Below are 18,262 nucleotides of genomic sequence, written 5' to 3'. Positions count from 1 at the left end.
AGCGGGGGAGGGCGGGGGAGGGGTCGGCGGGGGTGCGGCCGGGGCCTGTGGTCTCGTCAGTCATGGGGCCATTCTGCGCCCGGCGGGGAAATTTCCGTTGGCGAGGCCGTCGGGCTGTGGATAACTTCGGCCCATGCGAGAACGGACCGGGCCCGACGGCTGGCGCGAGGCGAATCGTGCGCGCTGGGACGAGCGCGTCGCCCTCCACACCGCCAGCGATTACTACGACCAGGACGCCTTCCGGCGGAGCCGGGACGTGATCCGCGACTTCGAGGCGGCGGAGGTCGGTGACGTCACCGGCCGGAGCCTGCTCCATCTCCAGTGCCACTTCGGCCAGGACACGCTGTCGTGGGCGCACCGCGGCGCCGCCCGGGTCGTCGGCCTCGACTTCTCCGAACCGGCCGTCGAGGCCGCCCGCGACCTGGCCGCCGAACTCGGCTACGGCCCGGACCGCGCGGCCTTCGTCGCCGCCGACGTCTACGACGCGGCCGAGGCGGTGCCCGACCCGGCGTACGACATCGTCTACACCGGCATCGGGGCGGTGAACTGGCTCCCGGATCTGGCCGGTTGGGCGGAGACCGCCGCGTCGCTGGTCGCGCCCGGCGGTTTCCTCTATCTCGCCGAATTCCACCCGCTGGGCGACGTGCTGGACGAGGAGACCGGTTCGCGCGTCGCCCACGACTACTTCCGCAGCGCCGCGTGGGACGAGGAAACCCCCGGCAGCTACACGGACTTCGAGGCACCGACGGTCCACAACCGGGGCGTCGAGTGGCAGCACTCCCTGGGGGACGTGGTCAGCGCGGTGGCGGGGGCCGGGCTGCGCGTCGAGTTCCTGCACGAGCACGACATGACGCTGTTCCAGCGCTTCGGTGTGCTGCGGCGGGGCGGGGACGGCTACTACCGTTTCCCGGCCGACCGGCCGCGCGTTCCGCTGATGTATTCCCTGAAGGCGACGAAGCCGGCCTGAGGGGGCGGCGGGTCCGCGCGGGCCCGCCGGAGGCGCGCCGTGTCCGGCCGGTTAGTGTGGCGGCCTGCCGGGCCGGAGGTGCCGGCCCTTTCGACGACGGGGGGTTCCGTGCGGCGACGCGGACGGATGGCCGGCGCCGTGGGCGCGGGCGTGCTCATGCTGCTGGCCGCGGGATGCGGCGGGGCGTCCGCCGGCAGGGCGAAGCCGGGGGCGTCGCCCACCGTGGTGCCCGCCAAACCGCTGCCCATGGAGTCCGCGGCCCGCACCGGCACCTGGACCGGCTCCGACCACAAGGCGCACCCGATGCGGTTCAAGCCCACCCGGCTTGCCGCCGGCCACCCCTCGGACCTCTCGCACATCCGGCTGGACGACAACCTCAAGGGGCTGGTCCCGTACTACCTCACCGTCTCCTACACCAACACCGGGAAGGAGACGGTGAGCGGGCTGTACCCGGAGCGGAACTTCTCCGTCAACGGGGTGGACGGGCAGGCCGGCGAGCAGGTCTCGCTGTTCCGGACCAATCCGCTGGCCACCGGCAACGGTCTGCCGCCGCAGTGCCAGGAGTCCGGCAAGGCGACGCTGGCCGCCGGCGAGACCTCGGCGGTCTGCCAGATCTTCATGCTGCCCAAGGGGCTGAAGCCGGGGAACGTCTCCTACGAGGACGACGGCGGCGGCACCCTGCTGTGGCAGATCGGCGGCGCGCAGCAGGGCGCGTCCGGGGTGCTGCCCCCGCACAAGCCCGCCGACGCGGTGACCACCGACAGCGACCGCCGCACGGCGACCGTCCTGGCCACCCCGAAGAGCATCCGCACCGGTTCCCTGGACGATCTGAGCCGCTTCGACCTGGGCGCGGAGGAGAAGCAGCTCGTCCCGTACTACGTGACGGTGGTCTACCGGAACACCGGCCGGTACGACCTCCTCCCGAGCCTCAACGACAGCCTGACGCTGACCGGTGCCAGCGGGCGGCAGGCGCGGAAGATGACCCTGCTGGACATCGGCGGCCCCGGGGTCCCGCAGTGCCCCGAGGCGGTCCCGGACAAGATGCTCAAGCCGGGCGCCACGGTGACCGAGTGCACCATCCACATGCTGCCCAAGGGCGACCCGCCGGCGTCGCTGACCTTCCAGGGCAGCGCTGACGGCGCCCGCCCGGTCAGCTGGCGGGCGACGGCGGACGACGGGAAGTAGGAGCAGCGGGGCGCCGGCCGCCCGGGACGCGGGCCGCCGGCGCCCCGCCGGCTACTCCGCGGCCGGCGCCCCGCGCCGCTCCAGCAGCGGCCCGAAGTCCGGGTCGCGCCCCACCACCGCGCGGAACGCCGCCATCGGGTCGACGCTGTTGCCCCGGCTGAGGAGTTCCCGCCGGAAGATCTCGCCGCTCTCGCGGACCGTCCGGCCGTTCTCGTGGAACCAGCGCACGGTGTCCGCGTCCAGTACTTCCGCCCAGCGGTACCCGTAGTAGCCGGCCGCGTAGCCGCCGCCGAAGACATGGGCGAAGTAGCCGGTCCGGTAACGAGGCGGGATCGCCGGGTGGGCCAGGCCGTGGCGCTCCAGGGCGGCGGTCTCGAACGCCGCCACGCCGTCCGCCGTGGGGAGTTCGTCGGCGGGCAGGCTGTGCCAGGCCCAGTCCAGTACGGCCGCGGCGAGATGCTCGACGCTGTCGAACCCCTCGCCGAATCGTTCCGCCTCCCGCAGCCTGGCCGGGAGTTCGGGCGGCATCGGCTCCCCGGTGCGGTGGTGCCGGGCATAACGGGCCAGCACCTCCGGCCACTCCGCCCACATCTCGTTGACCTGTGAGGGGAACTCCACGAAGTCGCGCGGCACTTCGGTACCGGCCAGCGTGGGATAGCGCACGTCGGAGAAGAGCCCGTGCAGCGCGTGCCCGAACTCGTGGAAGAGCGTGGTGACCTCGCTCCAGTTCAGGAGCACCGGCTCGCCTGCCGCCGGTTTGGCGATGTTGAGGTTGTTGACCACCACGGGCCGCTCCCCCAACAGGTGCGACTGGGTGACCAGTTCGTTCATCCAGGCGCCGCCCCGCTTGGACTCCCGGGCGTGGAAGTCGCCGATGTACAGGCCGAGGGGGCCGCCGTCGGCGTCGTGCACCTCGAAGACCCGGGCGTCCGGGTGGTACGCGACCAGATCGGGCCGCTCGGTGAAGGTGATCCCGTACACCAGGGTCGCGGCGTGGAAGACGCCGTCCCGCAGGACCGCCTCCAGCTCCAGGTAGGGGCGGAGCGCGGCCGCGTCGAGGTCGAACCGCTGGCGCCGCACCCGCTCGGCGTGGAACTGCCAGTCGGCCGCGCCGACCTCCGGGACGCCGGCGGCCGCCGCCAGCGCCGCGCCCTCCCGCGCGGCGTTCGCCAGCGCCGGCCCGATCAGCTTCCCGAACATCTCCTCCACGGCGCCGGTCGTCCGCGCGGTCTGGTCGGCGACCTGCCAGGACGCATGGCTGGGGTGGCCGAGGAGGGCGGCACGCTCGGCCCGCAGCCGGGCCACGGCGACCGCGACGGCCCCGTTGGCGGCCGCGCCGCGCCCCATGGACGCGGCCAGCAGCCGTTCGCGCAGCGCCGGGTCCTCCAGGGCGGCGAGCTGCGGCTGGTTGGTGAAGTTCAGCAGGCTCAGCGCGAACGCGCCGTGGTGTCCCAGGGACCGGGCGTTCTCGGCGGCCGTGGCGATCGCGTCGCCGGGCAGCCCGGCCAGCTCCTCGGCGCGGTCCACGACCAGCGCGGCCGCCGCCGTGTCGGCCCGCAGATTGCGCCGGAACTCGGTGCACAGGGCGGCGATCCCGGCGTTCAGCTCCCGCAGCCGCCGCTGCTGCTCCGGGGCCAGCCGCGCCCCGGCCCGCACCCGCACGGCGTGCTGGCGCTCCAGCAGCCGCAGCTGCTCCCCGTCCAGCCCGAGCCCCGCCCGCCCCTCGTGGAGCGTCTCCAGACGGGCGAACAGGGCCGGGTCCAGCAGCAGGGCGTCCTCGTGGGCCGCCAGCCGCGGCACGATCTCGGCCTCCAGTTCCTGCGTGGCCTCGTCGGTGTCCGCGTTCGCCTTGTTGAAGAACACCGCGGAGACCCGCCGCAGCACCGCGCCGCTGCGCTCCAGCGCCACCACGGTGTTCTCGAACGTCGGTGGCCCGGGGCGGTCGCCGATGGCGGCCACCTCGGCCAGCTGCTCGGCGATGCCCCGCTCGAAGGCGGGCAGGAAGTGCTCGTGCCGGATACGGGCGAAGGGCGGGAGCCCGTAGGGCAGTTCACTCGCCGTGAAGAAGGGGTTCGCCCCCGCAGCCGTCGCCTCGCGCGGACTCGTCTCGGAACTCTTCGCAGAAGTCACGGGGACCGACCCTACGCGGGTCGCCTGCCGGCGGTCCGGTGCTTTCCCGGGACGGCACACGGTCCGGGCCGGCGGCCCGTTCCCGGGGTGCGCCGGGGGCCGGCGGGCAGGAAAGCGCCCGATCGCTGGCGACGGGGGATGCACCAGCGATCGGGCTGTGACCAAGCCTAGCAAGGCTGTCCCCGCGGTGGGAGTCAACTGCCGAAACGGAGGGCGGAGTTGTGACCGGTTTCACCCGACGTCGTGACATGAGGGGCGCCACGGTCCTCCTCAGTCGTCGCACGGCGGCTCGTAGGAGAGCTGCGGAAGGTACTCGTGCCACCGCTCCGGCGTCAGCACGCCCCGGGTGGTCGCACAGATGCGGCGGACGGCCTGGCCGGTGTCGAGGTTCCACAGCCGGACGGTGCCGGCGCCGCTGGAGACGCCGAGCATGCGGCTGTGCGGGGCGAACGCCAGGAAGTTGCCGGCCTTGGCCCGCGGGCTGGTCGACTGCCCGATGGCGGTGGCCCGGGCGGGGTTCTGGACGTTCCAGAAGCGCACCGTGTTGTCGCTGCCGCCGCTGGCCAGCGTCCGGCCGGTCCCGCTGAACGTCAGCGACACCACCGCCTCGGTGTGCCCGGTCAGGGCGGAGCCCAGCCGGGCGGGCCGGTGGGGATCGGTGAGGTTCCACAGCCGGACGGTGTCGTCGTCGCTGCCGCTGGCCAGGGTGCGGCCGTCCGGACTGAAGGCGAGCACGTTGATCGGCCCGAGGTGCCCGGTCAGCGGCGTGCCGAGCGGGGTGCCGTGCCGGGGGTCGGCGACGTTCCACAGCCGGAGGGTGGCGTCCGCGCTGCCGCTGACGAGGGTGCGGCCGTCCGGGCTGAAGACGAGGGTGTTGACGTAGCCCTGGTGGCCGGTGAGCGGGCGGCCGAGCGGGACGGCATGGGAGGGGTCGGTGACGTTCCACAGCTGGATGGTGCGGTCGTCCATGGCGGTCGCCAGGGTGCGCCCGTCCGGACTGAAGTCCACGGCCTGGGCGCCCGCGAAGCGCGTCATCAGGGTGAGGGGCGCGCCGTAGCGGACCGGGTGGGCCGGGTCGGCGACGTTCCACAGGAACACCTTGTGGTGGGCCGTGTGCACCGCGAGGGTGCGGCCGTCGGGGGAGAACCGCAGGGAGCGGTCGATGCCGTCCCGCGGCATGAAGGGGGCGCTCAGCGGCACCGGTCTGTCGGGGTCCGCCACGTTCCACAGCCGTATCCGGCCGTCGCGGGCGGTCGTGGCGAGCACCCGCCCGTCGGGGCGGAACGCGGCGAACCGGCCGACCATGTCCGCGGCCGGGATCGACCACAGCCGCACCTTGCCGTCGCCGCTCCCGGTGGCGAGGGTGTGCCCGTCGGGGCTGAAGCCGACCGCGTACATCTCGCCGCTGCCGCCCGCGAGGGGCTCGCCGACCTGCGACGGGTACTCCGGATCGCTGACGTTCCACAGCGTCGCCGTGCTGTCCGCGCTGCCCGCCGCGAGCATGCTGCCGTCGGGGCTGAACACCACCGACCACAGGGGGCCGGTGTGGCCGGTGAGCGGCGGGCCGATCGGGGCCGGGTGCCGGGGGTCGGCGGTGTTCCAGAGCCGGAGGGTGTTGTCGGCGCCGCCGCTGGCGAGGGTGCGGCCGTCGGGGCTGAAGGCCACCGAGTGCACGGTGGCGGTGTGGCCGGTCAGCACCGTGTCGATCGGCTCGGGCCGGCGGCGGTCGGCCACGTCCCACAGCCGGATCGTGGTGTCGCCGCCGGCGGCCAGCGTCTTTCCGTCGGGGCTGAACGCCACGGACCGCACCGGGGCCGTGTGACCGGTCAGGGTCGCCAGCGGCGCCGGCCGGCCCGGGTCGGCCAGGTCCCACAGGCGCACGGTGTGGTCCTCGCCCGCGGAGGCCATCGTTCGCCCGTCCGGGCTGAAGGCCAGCAGGTAGACCGTGCCGGCGTGCGGGGCGAGCGGGGACCCGAGCGGACGGGGGTGGCGCGGGTCGCGCACGTCCCACAGGCGGATCGTTCCGTCGTCCGAGGCGCTGGCGAGGGTGTGCCCGTCGCGGCTGAAGACGGCGGTGCTCACCCAGCTCGTGTGGCCGGTGAGGGGCTCGCCCAGAGGGCGCGGGTGGGTGCGGTCCGCCACGTCCCACAGCCGGACGGTCCGGTCGTAGGAGGCGGTGGCCAGCAGCCGCCCGTCCGGGCTGAACGAGGTGAGGTAGACGGCGCCGGTGTGGCCCAGGAGGGGCGTGGCCAGTGGTGCGTTCACGATCGATTTCAGCCGGTTGCCGGTGCCCTCGTCGCCGGGCCGCAGGCGGTGCGCCACCAGGTCGAGCTGGGCCGACAGCGACGGATCGGTGTACTGGGCACGGTCGGCCTCCGCGAGCACTCCCTGGAAGACGGTGTCGTCGCGCTGCTGCCACGCCACCACCGCGGAACCGACGGCCAGCATCGCCATGACGACCAGCGCCGCCACCGCACCGCGGCGGAGCCGCACCGAGCGCTTGCGCAGCCGGACCGAGGCGGTCAGGAACTCCACCGCGCTGCGGGTCAGCGAGGTGTCCCCGGCGGACCGCGCCCAGGTGCGGGCCTGTTCCAGACGGGAGCCCCGGTAGAGCAGCGAGGGGTCGCGGCCCGAGCCGTCCCAGGCCCGGCCGTCCTCCTCCAGGCGCTGGCGCAGCAGGTTGCCGTTGCGGTCCTCGTCGATCCAGTCGCGCAGCCGCGGCCAGGCGTGCAGCAGCGCCTCGTGGGTGATCTCCACGGCGTCCGCGTCGAGCGTCACCAGACGGGCGTGCACCAGCGCTTCGAGCGATTCCTGCGTCTTGTTCGGGTCCGCCGACTCCTCCGCCAGCTGACGCCGCGTCCCCCGCCTGCGGGTGGCCTGGGTGTCCTCGCCCAGCCGCACCAGCCGGAGCAGCAGCAGCCGCGCGGCGGTGCGCGCCGTCGGGTCCAGGCCGGACCAGGCGCGTTCCGCGGTCGCCGCCACCGCGCCCTGGATCCCGCCCGCGGCGCGGTAGCCGGCCAGCGTCAGCCGTCCCGCCTTCCGCCGCTGCCAGGTGGCGAGCAGCGCGTGCGAGAGCAGCGGCAGCACCCCCGCGTCGTGTTCCCCCATAGCCCGAAAGGCATGGGAGGTACCCCCATCGCGGGGGCCGTCGGCGCTCACCTCGCGGACGATCAGCTCCGCCAGGCCCGGTTCGAGCTCCAGGCCGACGGCCTTGGCCGGGCCGGTCACCGCCTCGCGCAGCTCCGCGGTGGTAAGTGGCCCGAGCACCATGTGCCGGTGCTGCAGCGCGTCGGCCAGCTCCGGGTGGGCCAGGCACTGCTCGTAGAAGTCGGCGCGGATGCCCAGGATGACGAGGACGGGGGCCGGGGCGTCCGGGCCGGCGGGCGTGGCCGCCGCGTGGAGCAGCTGGACGAAGGTGCGCCGGACCGCCTCGTCGGAGCAGAGGGTGAACGCCTCCTCGAACTGGTCCACGATCACGACCGGACGGGCGTCGGGGGTGCCCGCGCGCCGCGCCCAGGCCGCGAGGGCCGCCCGCACCGCGTCCGCGAAGGGCGCCGTACCGGGCCGCTCCGCCGCCGGCTCCGCCCCGTCCGCCAGGACAGCGGCCAGCTCCGGGATGCTGCCGGTCAGCTCCGTGAGCGGATCGCCGCCCGGCACGAGCTGGAGCACGCCCCGCTCCCCGGCGCCCAGCGCGCCGTCCCGCACCGCGGGCACCAGTCCGGCGTTCAGCAGCGACGACTTGCCCGCCCCCGAGGCGCCCACGAGCATGACCAGACCGCCCGTCTCCTCCGCCGCGCGGAGCTGGCCGACGAGGGCGTCGGTGCTCCGCTCCCGGCCGAAGAACCACCGGGCGTCCTGCCGGCGGTACGAGGCCAGCCCCCGGTACGGGCACACCCCGGCCACCGGCGGGGCCTCGGCCGCGGGACGCACCTCCTCCCCGTCGGCCGCCGCGGACCGGTCGCCGACCGGACCGGCGACCGCGCGCTCCCAGAGGCGCTGCCACCGGCCGAGGTCGTACAGGCCCGGGGAGACCGGGGTGGCCCGCAGCCGCCGGGCCTGGGGTATCAGGACGTGCAGCACCGCGGCGAGGGCGGCGAACTGCGCCGGTACGTTCCTGGCCCGCCGCCAGTCGCTGATCCGCTGCACGGACACCCGGACCGGGCGCCCGCGCTCGTCGACCCGCTGGAGCCGGCCGACCGCCTCGGCCACTTTCTTGAGGGGCGGATTGCCGGCCTCCGTATACAGCAGCGCGAGGCGTTCGGCGAAGGCTGTGCGTGCCCCTGAGTCGGAACTCAAGGTTCCACCCCTTACTCCCCCCGCTCCTGGACGTCCGGACCGGAAAACTCACCTTAACCGGCTGACCTGCGACGAAGGCATCGGCCCGGCACCGGAACCTCCTCGGCGGAAGCCCCAGCTGGCAGGATCACGACCCAACGGCGCGGCAAGCCGGTACGACCCGGACATCCGGACCGGCCACCGGCCCGGCGTTCGGAAGGCACCTCTGGGCACATGTTCTCGGCCCTCCGCCGCCGAAACCGCGAGCCGGCGGTGAGACCCCGGCGGACGAGCGCCGGACCCCGTGGAACCGGTCCTTCCGGACCGCCACCCGCCGACCACGGGTCCGGCCCCATCTGGATCCGCGCCTGTACGGGGGGCGCGGATCGACGCCGCCCGCGCCGCTCGGCACCGGTCCCCACGAGGGGAGGGACCGGCGCCGAACGGCGCGGCGGCCGATCGCGCGGCAGCCGGGCGGCCGGCCCGCCTCCGGGAACAGCCGGAAGAGCAGGCCGGGCCCCGCCCGCCCGCTCAGTCCGCGGACCCGCCGCGTTCCGCCGGCACCAGCGTCGCCAGCCCGTCGAGCAGCCACTCCAGCACCTGCTCGAACGACTGCGGCTCCGGAGCGTGCCGCTGCGGATCGCTCGCCCACCCGACGAAGTGCGGATGCGCACCCGCCGCCGCGATGCGTTCCCAATAAGGCGCCACGGCGGCTTCCAGATCACTGTCCTCGGGCAGCCCGACCCGGGTCCGCATGGTCTGCTCCTCCAGCAGCGCCAGCCCCGAGCCCAGCACATGACCGAGCACGGTCTTGACGAACCCCATCCGCGTCGCCGCATCCAGCCCGAGCGGCGCCAGCTCGGCGAGCGCCGCCTCGTAGAGGCGCAGGGCGTTGGGCCCCATCGGGGGACGGGCGAAGGCGAGCCGCGCGAACCACGGGTGGCGCCGGACCGCGTCCCAGCCGGTGCGGCCGAGCCCCTGCAGCGCCGGCCGCCAGCCCTCCCCCCGCGGCACGGTGATCCGGCCGTAGACCTCGTCCGTCATCAGGTCGACCAGGCCGTCCTTGCTGCCGACGTAGCGGTAGAGCGCCATCGGGCTGCGGACGCCCAGCTTGGCCGCCAGCGCCCGCATGGTGATCTCGCCGGGCACCTGGTCGTCGGCCAGTTCCACCGCGGCGGCCACGATGCGCTCGCGGCTGAGCTGCTCGGTGGCGCGCGGGGGCGCGGGCTCGTCGAACCACACCAGCCCACCGGCAGCGGGCCGGCGCTCGGAAGAAGTCATGGTGGCCACTCTAGGTGTGGTGTACGTTGTCCACCATGAGTGGACAACGTACACCGACGTCCGAGGTGCTCGTAGTGGGCGGCGGACTCGTCGGACTCACCACCGCACTGGTGCTGCGCCACCACGGTGTCGCGGTGACCGTGGTGGAGAAGCGCGCCACCACCTCCCCGCAGCCCAAGGCCCGTCGCTTCCACATGCGCAGCATGGAGATCTTCCGGGAGCTCGGACTGGCCCGCCTGGTCCACCATGCGGCCCGGGACCTCGCCGGTCACGACCACATGGCCGTGGGACGGACGCTCGCCGAGGCCGAGCAGCTTCCGCTGTGGCGGCCCCCGGGCCCCGCCGGAACCGTCGACATCAGCCCGGAGGCGCCCTGCCTGATCGCCCAGGACGTCCTGGAGCCGGTCCTGCGCGAAGCGGCCGCCGACGCCGGCGCCACGGTCCGCTTCGACACCGAACTCCTCGCCTTCGAGCAGCACGACGACGAGGTGGTCGCCGACCTCCTCGACCGCGGCAGCGGCGCACGCACCCGGCTGCGGGCCCGCTACCTGGTCGCCGCCGACGGCGCCCGCAGCCCCGTACGCCGGGCCCTGGGCATCGCCCGCTCGGGCCGCGGGACCATCGGTGAGCCGAGCGTGAACGTCTATTTCCACGCCGACCTCGGCGAGGTCGTACGGGGCCGGGAGTTCAACCTCTGCCAGCTCGAGCACCCCGACGCACCCGGCGCCCTGGCCTCCGTCGACGGCCGCCGCCGCTGGGTGTTCATGAGCGGCGGCACCACCGCCGACCGGGACTGGCCCGCCCTGCTCCGCACCGTCCTCGGCGTGCCCGTCCCCGACCTCGACGTCCGCAGCGTCCTGCCGTGGCAGGCCGAGATGCTCGTCGCCGACCGCTACACCGCCGGCCGCGTCCACCTGGCCGGCGACGCCGCGCACGTCATGCCGCCGTTCGCCGCCAGCGGCGCCAACACCGGCATCGCCGACGCCCACAACCTGGGCTGGAAACTCGCCGCCGTCCTGCGCGGCCGCGCGGCACCGGCCCTCCTGGACAGCTACGACGCCGAACGCCGCCCGGCCGGCTGGTTCGCGGCCGACCAGTCGAGCCGCCGCACCCTCGACCTCCGCGTGGCGGCGTCAGCCCCCGACCCCACCCTCGCCCACCCCTTCGTCCTGACCGCGGGCGGCTACCAGTACACCCACGGCGCCCTCGTCACCGACCCGCAGACGCCCGACGACCCCGAACCCACCACCGACTTCAACCCCACCGGCCGCATAGGCACCCGCATCCCCCACCGCTGGCTCGACCCCTCCCGCACCCGCTCCACCCTCGACCTGGCCGGCCCCCACTGGACCCTCCTCACCAACACCCCCACACCCACCACCCACCCCGACCTTCCCACCCACCCCCACACCCTCGACTTCCTCCCCACCCACCACTCCCTACTCCTCCGCCCCGACCACATCATCGCCTGGCGCGGCCCCGACCCCACCAAAGCCGTCAAGGCATACACCTCCCTCCTCAACAGCCCCTCCGCGATAGCGGAGTTCACCACCGCATGACGCGCAGGGGTCCCTAAGGCAACCCGGGGGCCGCGCCTGGCTACGACCTGTTCGGACAGCGTGGAGTCACTGATGCCGACGGCATCCCGCACAACCGAACTCCTCCACTCGGCCGGCAGCCCTTCATACGAAGCGCCCTGGACCTCTTCGTCCCGAATGAGGTTCGGGCAGGTGTCCTACCTGTCGATCCCTCCGTCTGCGCGGATTATTGCCCTCCGGTTTCGTCGTCACCTCAGGAGCGCATCAAGGACACTTGCCATGACGGCAAGTGTCCTGTCATGCTTTCCGTCATGGAAACCAACTCGGGCAACTCCGGACTTCTCACCCCGGATTCGGCCCGTACGGCCCTCGACTCCGTCGCCGCCTCCCGGGCCCGTGCGGCCACCCACATCGCGGCCCCGTGGTGGTACCACGTCGGCCTGGGCGTCGCGGTGGCGCTCTTCTTCAGCTCCATGAGCCTGCGGGAGGCATCCTGGGCGGTCCCCGTGTTCGTCGTCGTGGTGCTCGGCCTCGACTACGCGGCCCGGCGTGCGACCGGCGTCTCCTATCAGCGGTTCACCGCCACGCTCGGCGCCATGAGGATCTTCGGTGGGTACGTCCTCGCCTTCGTCCTGCTGGCCGCCGCCGGCACGTACCTGGAGTCGCGTGCCGGCGTGCAGTGGGCCATCGCCGTGGCCGGCGGCGTGATCGGAGTGCTCACCGTGGTCGCGGGGTTCCGCGTCGACGCAGTCGCCCGACGCGACATCCGGGCCGGGCGATGACCGGCGCGGCCTTCGACGAGGTGATCCACGCGCCGAACCGGTTGCAGATCTGCAGCATGCTCGCCGCCGTCGACTCCATGGAGTTCTCCGTCGTCCGCGAGGCGCTGGGGGTCAGCGACTCGGTGCTGAGCAAGCATGTCAAGGTCCTCCAGGAGGCGCAGTACGCCTCGGTCACGAAGGTCCGCCGGCGCGCTTGGCTCGCGCTCACCCCGACCGGCCGGAAGGCCCTCGCCGGACACATCGCCACCCTCCGTCGCATCGTCGAGCAGGCGGAAGCCGACCGCTGATCCGCGCCGCCCCTCGCGGCCCGCCGGCCGAAAACCACGGTCCGTCGCCCCCGTGCCGCCCGCCCCCGACTCGTCCGACATAAGGCCGGAGCGCGCCCGCGCTAGGGTGCGCGCGTGAGCCTTTACATCGTCATAGGATTCGGGCCCGCCGGGGCGGCCACTGCTCGACTACTGGTCGAAAAGGGGCATTCCGTACGGGTCGTCACCAAGTCGGGCCGAAGCCCCGAGCCCGGCATCGAGCAGGTTGCGCTGGACGCGACCGACAGCAAGCGACTGAGCGAGACCGCGCGGGACGCGGCTGCGATCATCAACTGCGCCGGGCCGCCCTACCACCGCTGGAAAGCGGAATGGCCGCCGCTGGCCTCGTCGCTCTGCGCGGCGGCGGAGGAGACCGGCGCCGTCCTGGTCCTGCTGGGCAACCTCTACGGCTACGGTCCGGTGGACGGCCCGATGACCGAGGAGCTGCCGCTCGCGGCGACCGGCCCCAAGGGCCGGGTCCGCGCCGCAGTGTGGGAGCAGGCTCGGAAACTGCACGAGCAGGGCCGCATCAAGGCGGTCGAACTGCGGCCCTCGGACTTTTTCGGGCCCGGCGTGACCGACGGCGGGCACCTGGCAGGTCGGGTCATGCCGGCACTGCTGCGCGGTAAGCCGGTCTCCACGCTCGGCGATCCGGACGCCCCGCACAGCTGGAGCTACCTCCCCGACGTGGCCAGGGCCCTGGTCGAGATCGCGGGGGAGGAGCGGGCCTGGGGACGTGCCTGGCACGTACCGACCGAGCCCGCGCTCTCCGTCCGGGAGATGGTCGACCACCTCGCCGCCCAGGCGGGAACGGGGCCGGTCGCGGTGCGCAAGCTCTCCCCGGCCGTGCTCGGCGTCGCCTCGCTCGTCTCGCCGCTACTCCGCGAGATGAAGGAGATCCGCTACCAGTTCGACCGTCCGTTCATCGCCGACGCGAGTGCCTACGAAGCTGCCTTCACCGTACGGGCCACCCCCGTCGACGAGCAGATCAAGGCGACGGTGGACTGGTGGCGCGAGCGCCTGGCCGGCAGCGGGCCGGACCGGTGACAGTCCACGATTCCCCGTCGGGCCCAGCCTTCTCCCCGTCGGGTCCGGCCTTCCCGGCCGGCCCGGCGGAGGCGCGGTCCGCAGACGTCGCGATCGTGGGGATGGCCTGCCGGTTCCCCGGGGCGCGGAACGTCAACCAGTACTGGCGGCTGCTCACCGATCCACAGGCGCAGTTCGGCGCCATCCCGGACGCGCGCTGGCGCTCCGCCGCCTTCTTCAGCGACAACTTCCGCGATGGCTCCGCGGCCTATACGGACACCATGGCGCTGCTGCCGGACGTGGGCCACTTCGACGCGGCGCACTACGGCATCCCGCCGCGGCGGGCCAGGTCGATGGATCCCCAGCACCGGCTGCTGATCGACCTGGCCCGCGAGGCGATCCAGGATGCGGGGTGGGAGACCGAGGGCTTCGACCGCGAGGAGACCGCGGTGATCACGTCGCTCACCGAGAGCGGCTACCGCGAGATCAGCACCCTTCAAGTCCGGATGCGGCAGCTCGCCGGCGGTGAGTTCGGGGCACGGGCGACCGATCCCCGGTGGCTGGAGACGGCCCGCGCGGTCGACGGGCTGCACGGCACGTCCGTGGCCGGGCTCCTGCTCAACATGGGGCCGAACACCATCAGCTCGGTCTTCGACCTGCACGGCGAGAGCTATGCGCTGGACTCGGCGTGCTCCGGCGGCCTGATGTCCGTCGCCAACGCGGTGTTCGCGCTGCGCGCGGGCCGCTGCCGGATCGCCCTCGCCGGCGGCGCCCAACTGGTGCTCACCCCCGACCTGTTGGTGGGGCTGTGCCGGATCGGCGCCCTCTCGCGCAGCGGCCGGTGTCTGCCGTTCGGCGCGGCGGCCGACGGCTTCGTCCTGGGCGAGGGCGCCGGGGTCCTGGTGCTGCGGCCGCTGGCCGACGCGCTGGCCGCCGGCGACCGGGTCTACGCGGTGATCCGGGGCGTGGGAACCGCCAACGACGGAACCGTGCAGGGCGGTCTGCACCCCCAGGCGTCCGGACAGCTCCGGACCCTGCGCCGGGCCTACCGCGATGCCGGCGTGCCCATGGACTCGGTGGGTTACCTGGAGGCGCACGGCACCGGGACCACGGTCGGCGACCCGGTCGAGATCGGGGTGCTGCGGGAACTGCGCGGTGAGCAGGGTCCGCCCGCCTACCTCGGCGCGGTGAAGGCGGTGGTCGGGCACTCGCTCAACGCCTCGGGGATAGCCGGGCTCATCAAGACCGTGCTGGCCGTGCACCGGGGAGTGATACCGCCGCAGCCGGCGATCGATCTGGCCGACCGGGCCGGGCTCGACGCCGCGCGGCTGACCGTCCCGACGGAGCCGGCCCGATGGCCGGTTTCCGGACAGCCGCGCCGGGCCGGGGTGAGCGCCTTCGGGTTCGGTGGCACCGGGGTCCATCTGGTGGTGGAGGAGTGCGCCACGGCACCGGTCGCCCCGGCCCCGCAGGAGGGGCCGCAGCTGCTCGTCCTCAGCGCCCGCGACCGGGCCGGGCTGGCCCGTTACGCCCGGGAACTGGCGCACACCCTCGTCGCCGACCGGCCACCGCTGGCCGGGGTGGCGGACACCCTGGCCCGCCGGGCCCCCCTCGCGGAACGCCTCGCCCTGGTGGCCGAGGACGCCGCCGACGCCGTCAGCAAGCTGACCGCGGCGGCCGATGCCGTAGTGGCGGGCCGTACCGGGACGCTTGGGCCCGGGCAGGCCGTCGGCACGGTGTCGCCGCCGGACGGCGAGCCGCCGCAGGTCACCCTGCCCGCGCCGGGCGCGCTGTCCCCCGAGGCGCGTACCGCCGCGCTGGCCGGGCTCGCCGAGCGCGCGGTCACCGGCGCCGGGCTCCGTCCCGCAGGGGAACGCATATCCCCGTGTACCCTGCCACCGAGCCCGCTCGCCCCGCGCCACCACTGGGCGGTGGACGCGTCCGCCCGCGACGCCGAGGACGCCGCCCAGGCCCCGGAGACGGCGGTCGAGGCACGGCCCGCCGTGGCTCGGACCGGTGCCGCCGCCGGCGTCCCCGCCGCCCATGCTTCCGCCGCGGCCCTGGTGCTCGAAGAGGTCTCGCGGACCGGTGTCTTCCCGCCCGGCGATCTGAACGAGCGGATGGCGCTGGTGTCCGACCTCGGCTTCGACTCCCTGATGCTCCAGGAGCTGGAGGTCAACATCGGCAAGCGGATACCGGGCTTCCGCACCGAGGAGCTGTTCACGCCCGGCCTCACCATCGAGCGGCTGATCGCGCTGGTCGATCCGCACCTCACCGAGCTGCCGGCCGCCGGCGCGCCACTGCCCCAGGAGGCCCGGGCCGACTGGGACGCCGCCACCGCACGTGTCGACGACTTCCCCGAGGTGCGGCAGTTGGAGGGGCTGCTGACCTCGATCGCCGACACCGGTGCCGACTTCCCGTACTTCCGGGTCCATCAGGGCACCATCCGCGACACGACCGTGGTCGGCGACCGTCCGTACCTGTCCTTCGGCAGCTACAACTACCTGGGGCTCTCCGGACACCCGGCGGTCAACGAGGCCGTGCACCAGGCCGTGGACCGGTACGGGACCTCGGTCTCCGCGAGCCGGGTGCTCTCCGGCGAACGGGACCTGACCGTACGGCTGGAACGGACGCTCGCCGCCTTCCTCGGCGTCGAAGACTGCCTGGCGCTGGTCAGCGGCCACGCCACCAACGTCACCGCGATCGGTCACGTCGTCGGCGCCGGCGACCTCGTGGTGCACGACGCGCTCGCCCACGACAGCATCCTGCAGGGCTGCGCCCTGTCCGGAGCGGCCCGCCGTCCGTTCGCCCATGACGACGTCGGCCAGCTGGAATACGTACTGCGGCGCAACCGGTCCCGCTTCCGACGGGTGCTGATCGCCGTCGAGGGCGCCTACAGCATGGACGGCGACCTCGTCGACCTGCCCGCCGTGGTCGAGCTGAAGAAGCGGTACGGCGCCCTGCTGATGGTCGACGAGGCGCACAGCATCGGCACCGTGGGCGAACGTGGCGGTGGCGTCGGCGAGTTCTACGGCGTGGACCGCCGCGATGTGGACCTGTGGATGGGCACCCTCTCCAAGTCCTTCGCCAGTTGCGGTGGTTACCTCGGCGGCTCGGCCCGGATGGTCCGGTGGCTGCGGCATACGCTGCCGGGCTTCGTCTACAGCGTCGGTCTGACGCCGGCCAACGCGGCCGCGGCCCTGGCCGCCGTCGAGCTGATCGTCGCGGAACCGCACCGGGTGCGCACGCTCCAGCGGAACGCGGAGCTCTTCCGCGGCCTGGCCACCGCGGCTGGTCTGGCCACCGGCTCCAGCGCCCATACGCCGATCGTGCCCTGTCTCCTCGGCGATTCGGCGCGGACCCTGCGGGTCGCGGACCGGCTGTTCGACCAGGGTGTGATCGCCGATCCGATCTTCCACCCCGCCGTGGAGGAGGGGCTCGCCAGGCTGCGGTTCTTCCTCACCAGCGAACACCGGACGGACGACATCCGTCGGGCGGTGTCGATCCTGGCCGAGGAGGTGGCCGCTGCCGGGGAATGAGTAACGCACCTCAGATCAGGGTGCGTTCGATCCGGCTGAGCATGGCGTTCTTCCCGGCGTCCGCGGCGGAGTCGGAGCCCCCGGCTGCGGCGGCCGTGCTGCCCACGCGCTGGGAGAGCAGATAGGCGATGATCTCCGCCTCCTGTTCCTGGACGTCGTCGTAGGTCGCGCGCAGGAGCATGTCGCGCACGAGGTCGGGGTCGAGGTTGGGGAAGAGGAGGCGGGCGCTCGCCTCGTCCAGCCAACCTGCCCCGCGATGGCAGCAGATGATGTGACCCAGCTCGTGCAAGATGATGTGCTCCTGATGCGCGCTGGTCGTGTTGGCGTCGTAGAAGATCAGGTCCTCGTCGCGTGCGGCGACCCACATGCCGCACGGGTGCGACGCGGGCATCTGCATGGGCACCAGCGTGATCGGGCGGTCGCGGGTCTCGCTGAGGTGGTGGCAGAGCTCGGCCACGTCGGCGACCTCCGGCAGATCGAGTTCGGCGATCCGCTGTGCGCCGGCCTTCCGCAGTCGCTTGAGCTGACTGTGGCGGTCCTGATCGGCCGCCCGCCCTTTCCGCGTGCCCCTCACACCCCGGCGCCCCTCACTCGCCCTCGGCGGGATCGGTGACGGGCGGCAGGCCCTGCATCTGCCGGTACTGGTCCATGATGGCCGTGATGGCCTGGAGGTTCTCCTTCTTCATCCCGGCCGCCCGCATCGCCACCGAGCGGACCCCGGCCTGCCGCAGCGCCTCGATGGCGGCGACCTGGCTGAGCACCGACTCGGCGACCTCGTCGTCGAAGAAGTAGGCGACCGACACGCCGAAGAAGCGCGCCAGGGCGTCCAGGAGGTCCGGTGAGGGATTGGATCTCTTGCCTGTCCGCAACTGCGACAAGTACACGCCCCCGACCCGGAGTTCGGGGTTGGCCTGCTTCAGCTCCTCTGCCACCTCGGCATTGGTCCAGTGTCTTCCCTTGGGACGAACCGTCTTGAAGAGGTTGTCCAGACGCACTGCCAGCTTGGGCCGGTCCTCAGTCTCGGACATCGCGAATCTCCCTCCCGTCACCTCCTCGGCATGATTAGCCCTGGGCTAATTGCCAGTTTCGCAGATTAGCCGTCAGTTGACAATCGGCCGAGACTCCGTCAACGTGGCTCTCACCGATAGCTGACAGCTAACTTCGCTCACGGGGGTAGCCGTGTTGGTTGCCAGCTGTGTCGGTCTGGGCCGGCCCTCGGGGGAAGGGCCGATCC

At 73.5% G+C, this 18,262-nt stretch carries 12 protein-coding genes; 7 read left to right on the top strand and 5 right to left on the bottom strand.

All coding sequences use genetic code 11. The features are described 5' to 3' along the window. Positions 1-133: 133 nt before the first annotated feature. The gene (locus tag B073_RS0102670; protein WP_018536546.1) at positions 134-967 is read left to right on the top strand and encodes a class I SAM-dependent methyltransferase; all 834 of its coding nucleotides are present in this window, start codon (positions 134-136) and stop codon (positions 965-967) included. Positions 968-1,075: 108 nt separating this feature from the next. Further along, positions 1,076-2,152 (top strand): hypothetical protein, encoded by a 1,077-nt coding sequence (locus B073_RS0102665; RefSeq protein WP_234024973.1) that lies wholly within the window; start codon positions 1,076-1,078, stop codon positions 2,150-2,152. A 51-nt stretch (positions 2,153-2,203) separates the two neighbouring features. Here B073_RS0102665 and B073_RS38935 read toward each other — a convergent pair whose 3' ends face one another. From B073_RS38935 to B073_RS0102650, 3 genes are all read right to left on the bottom strand, one after another. Then, positions 2,204-4,282: a M3 family metallopeptidase gene (locus tag B073_RS38935; protein WP_018536544.1), complete on the bottom strand. Its 2,079-nt coding sequence runs from the start codon at positions 4,280-4,282 to the stop codon at positions 2,204-2,206. Positions 4,283-4,552: 270 nt separating this feature from the next. Continuing rightward, positions 4,553-8,578: an AAA family ATPase gene (locus B073_RS0102655; protein ID WP_018536543.1), complete on the bottom strand. Its 4,026-nt coding sequence runs from the start codon at positions 8,576-8,578 to the stop codon at positions 4,553-4,555. Positions 8,579-9,088: 510 nt separating this feature from the next. After that, entirely contained in the window at positions 9,089-9,838 is a 750-nt protein-coding gene (locus B073_RS0102650; RefSeq protein WP_026246985.1) for a TetR/AcrR family transcriptional regulator, read from the bottom strand. A gap of 35 nt (positions 9,839-9,873) precedes the next feature. On the opposite strand from B073_RS0102650, the gene B073_RS0102645 reads away from it, so the two are divergent. From B073_RS0102645 to B073_RS0102625, 5 genes are all read left to right on the top strand, one after another. Next, the gene (locus B073_RS0102645; protein WP_051093888.1) at positions 9,874-11,397 is read left to right on the top strand and encodes an FAD-dependent monooxygenase; all 1,524 of its coding nucleotides are present in this window, start codon (positions 9,874-9,876) and stop codon (positions 11,395-11,397) included. Positions 11,398-11,687: 290 nt separating this feature from the next. Next, complete coding sequence (locus B073_RS0102640) at positions 11,688-12,158, top strand: hypothetical protein (protein ID WP_106731751.1); 471 nt, start codon at positions 11,688-11,690, stop codon at positions 12,156-12,158. Continuing rightward, a complete protein-coding gene (locus B073_RS0102635) occupies positions 12,155-12,445 on the top strand; it encodes a transcriptional regulator (RefSeq protein WP_018536539.1) in 291 nt (96 codons plus the stop codon). Before B073_RS0102640 ends, B073_RS0102635 begins: the two co-directional genes overlap by 4 nt. 114 nt (positions 12,446-12,559) lie before the next feature. Continuing rightward, positions 12,560-13,510 (top strand): NAD-dependent epimerase/dehydratase family protein, encoded by a 951-nt coding sequence (locus tag B073_RS0102630; RefSeq protein WP_018536538.1) that lies wholly within the window; start codon positions 12,560-12,562, stop codon positions 13,508-13,510. Between the two features lie 101 nt (positions 13,511-13,611). After that, entirely contained in the window at positions 13,612-17,028 is a 3,417-nt protein-coding gene (locus tag B073_RS0102625) for an aminotransferase class I/II-fold pyridoxal phosphate-dependent enzyme (RefSeq protein ID WP_026246984.1), read from the top strand. A 10-nt stretch (positions 17,029-17,038) separates the two neighbouring features. On the opposite strand, the gene B073_RS0102620 is transcribed toward B073_RS0102625, so the two are convergent. Both B073_RS0102620 and B073_RS0102615 read right to left on the bottom strand, forming a co-directional pair. Then, the gene (locus tag B073_RS0102620) at positions 17,039-17,602 is read right to left on the bottom strand and encodes a toxin (RefSeq protein ID WP_018536536.1); all 564 of its coding nucleotides are present in this window, start codon (positions 17,600-17,602) and stop codon (positions 17,039-17,041) included. Between the two features lie 13 nt (positions 17,603-17,615). After that, positions 17,616-18,056 (bottom strand): helix-turn-helix domain-containing protein, encoded by a 441-nt coding sequence (locus B073_RS0102615; RefSeq protein ID WP_018536535.1) that lies wholly within the window; start codon positions 18,054-18,056, stop codon positions 17,616-17,618. Positions 18,057-18,262: the final 206 nt, after the last annotated feature.

The sequence above is a fragment of the Streptomyces sp. MspMP-M5 genome (assembly GCF_000373585.1).
In the GTDB taxonomy this organism is placed as follows: domain Bacteria; phylum Actinomycetota; class Actinomycetes; order Streptomycetales; family Streptomycetaceae; genus Streptomyces.
Note: the sequence above shows the minus strand (reverse complement) of the source record. Positions and strands in the feature narration are given on the sequence as shown.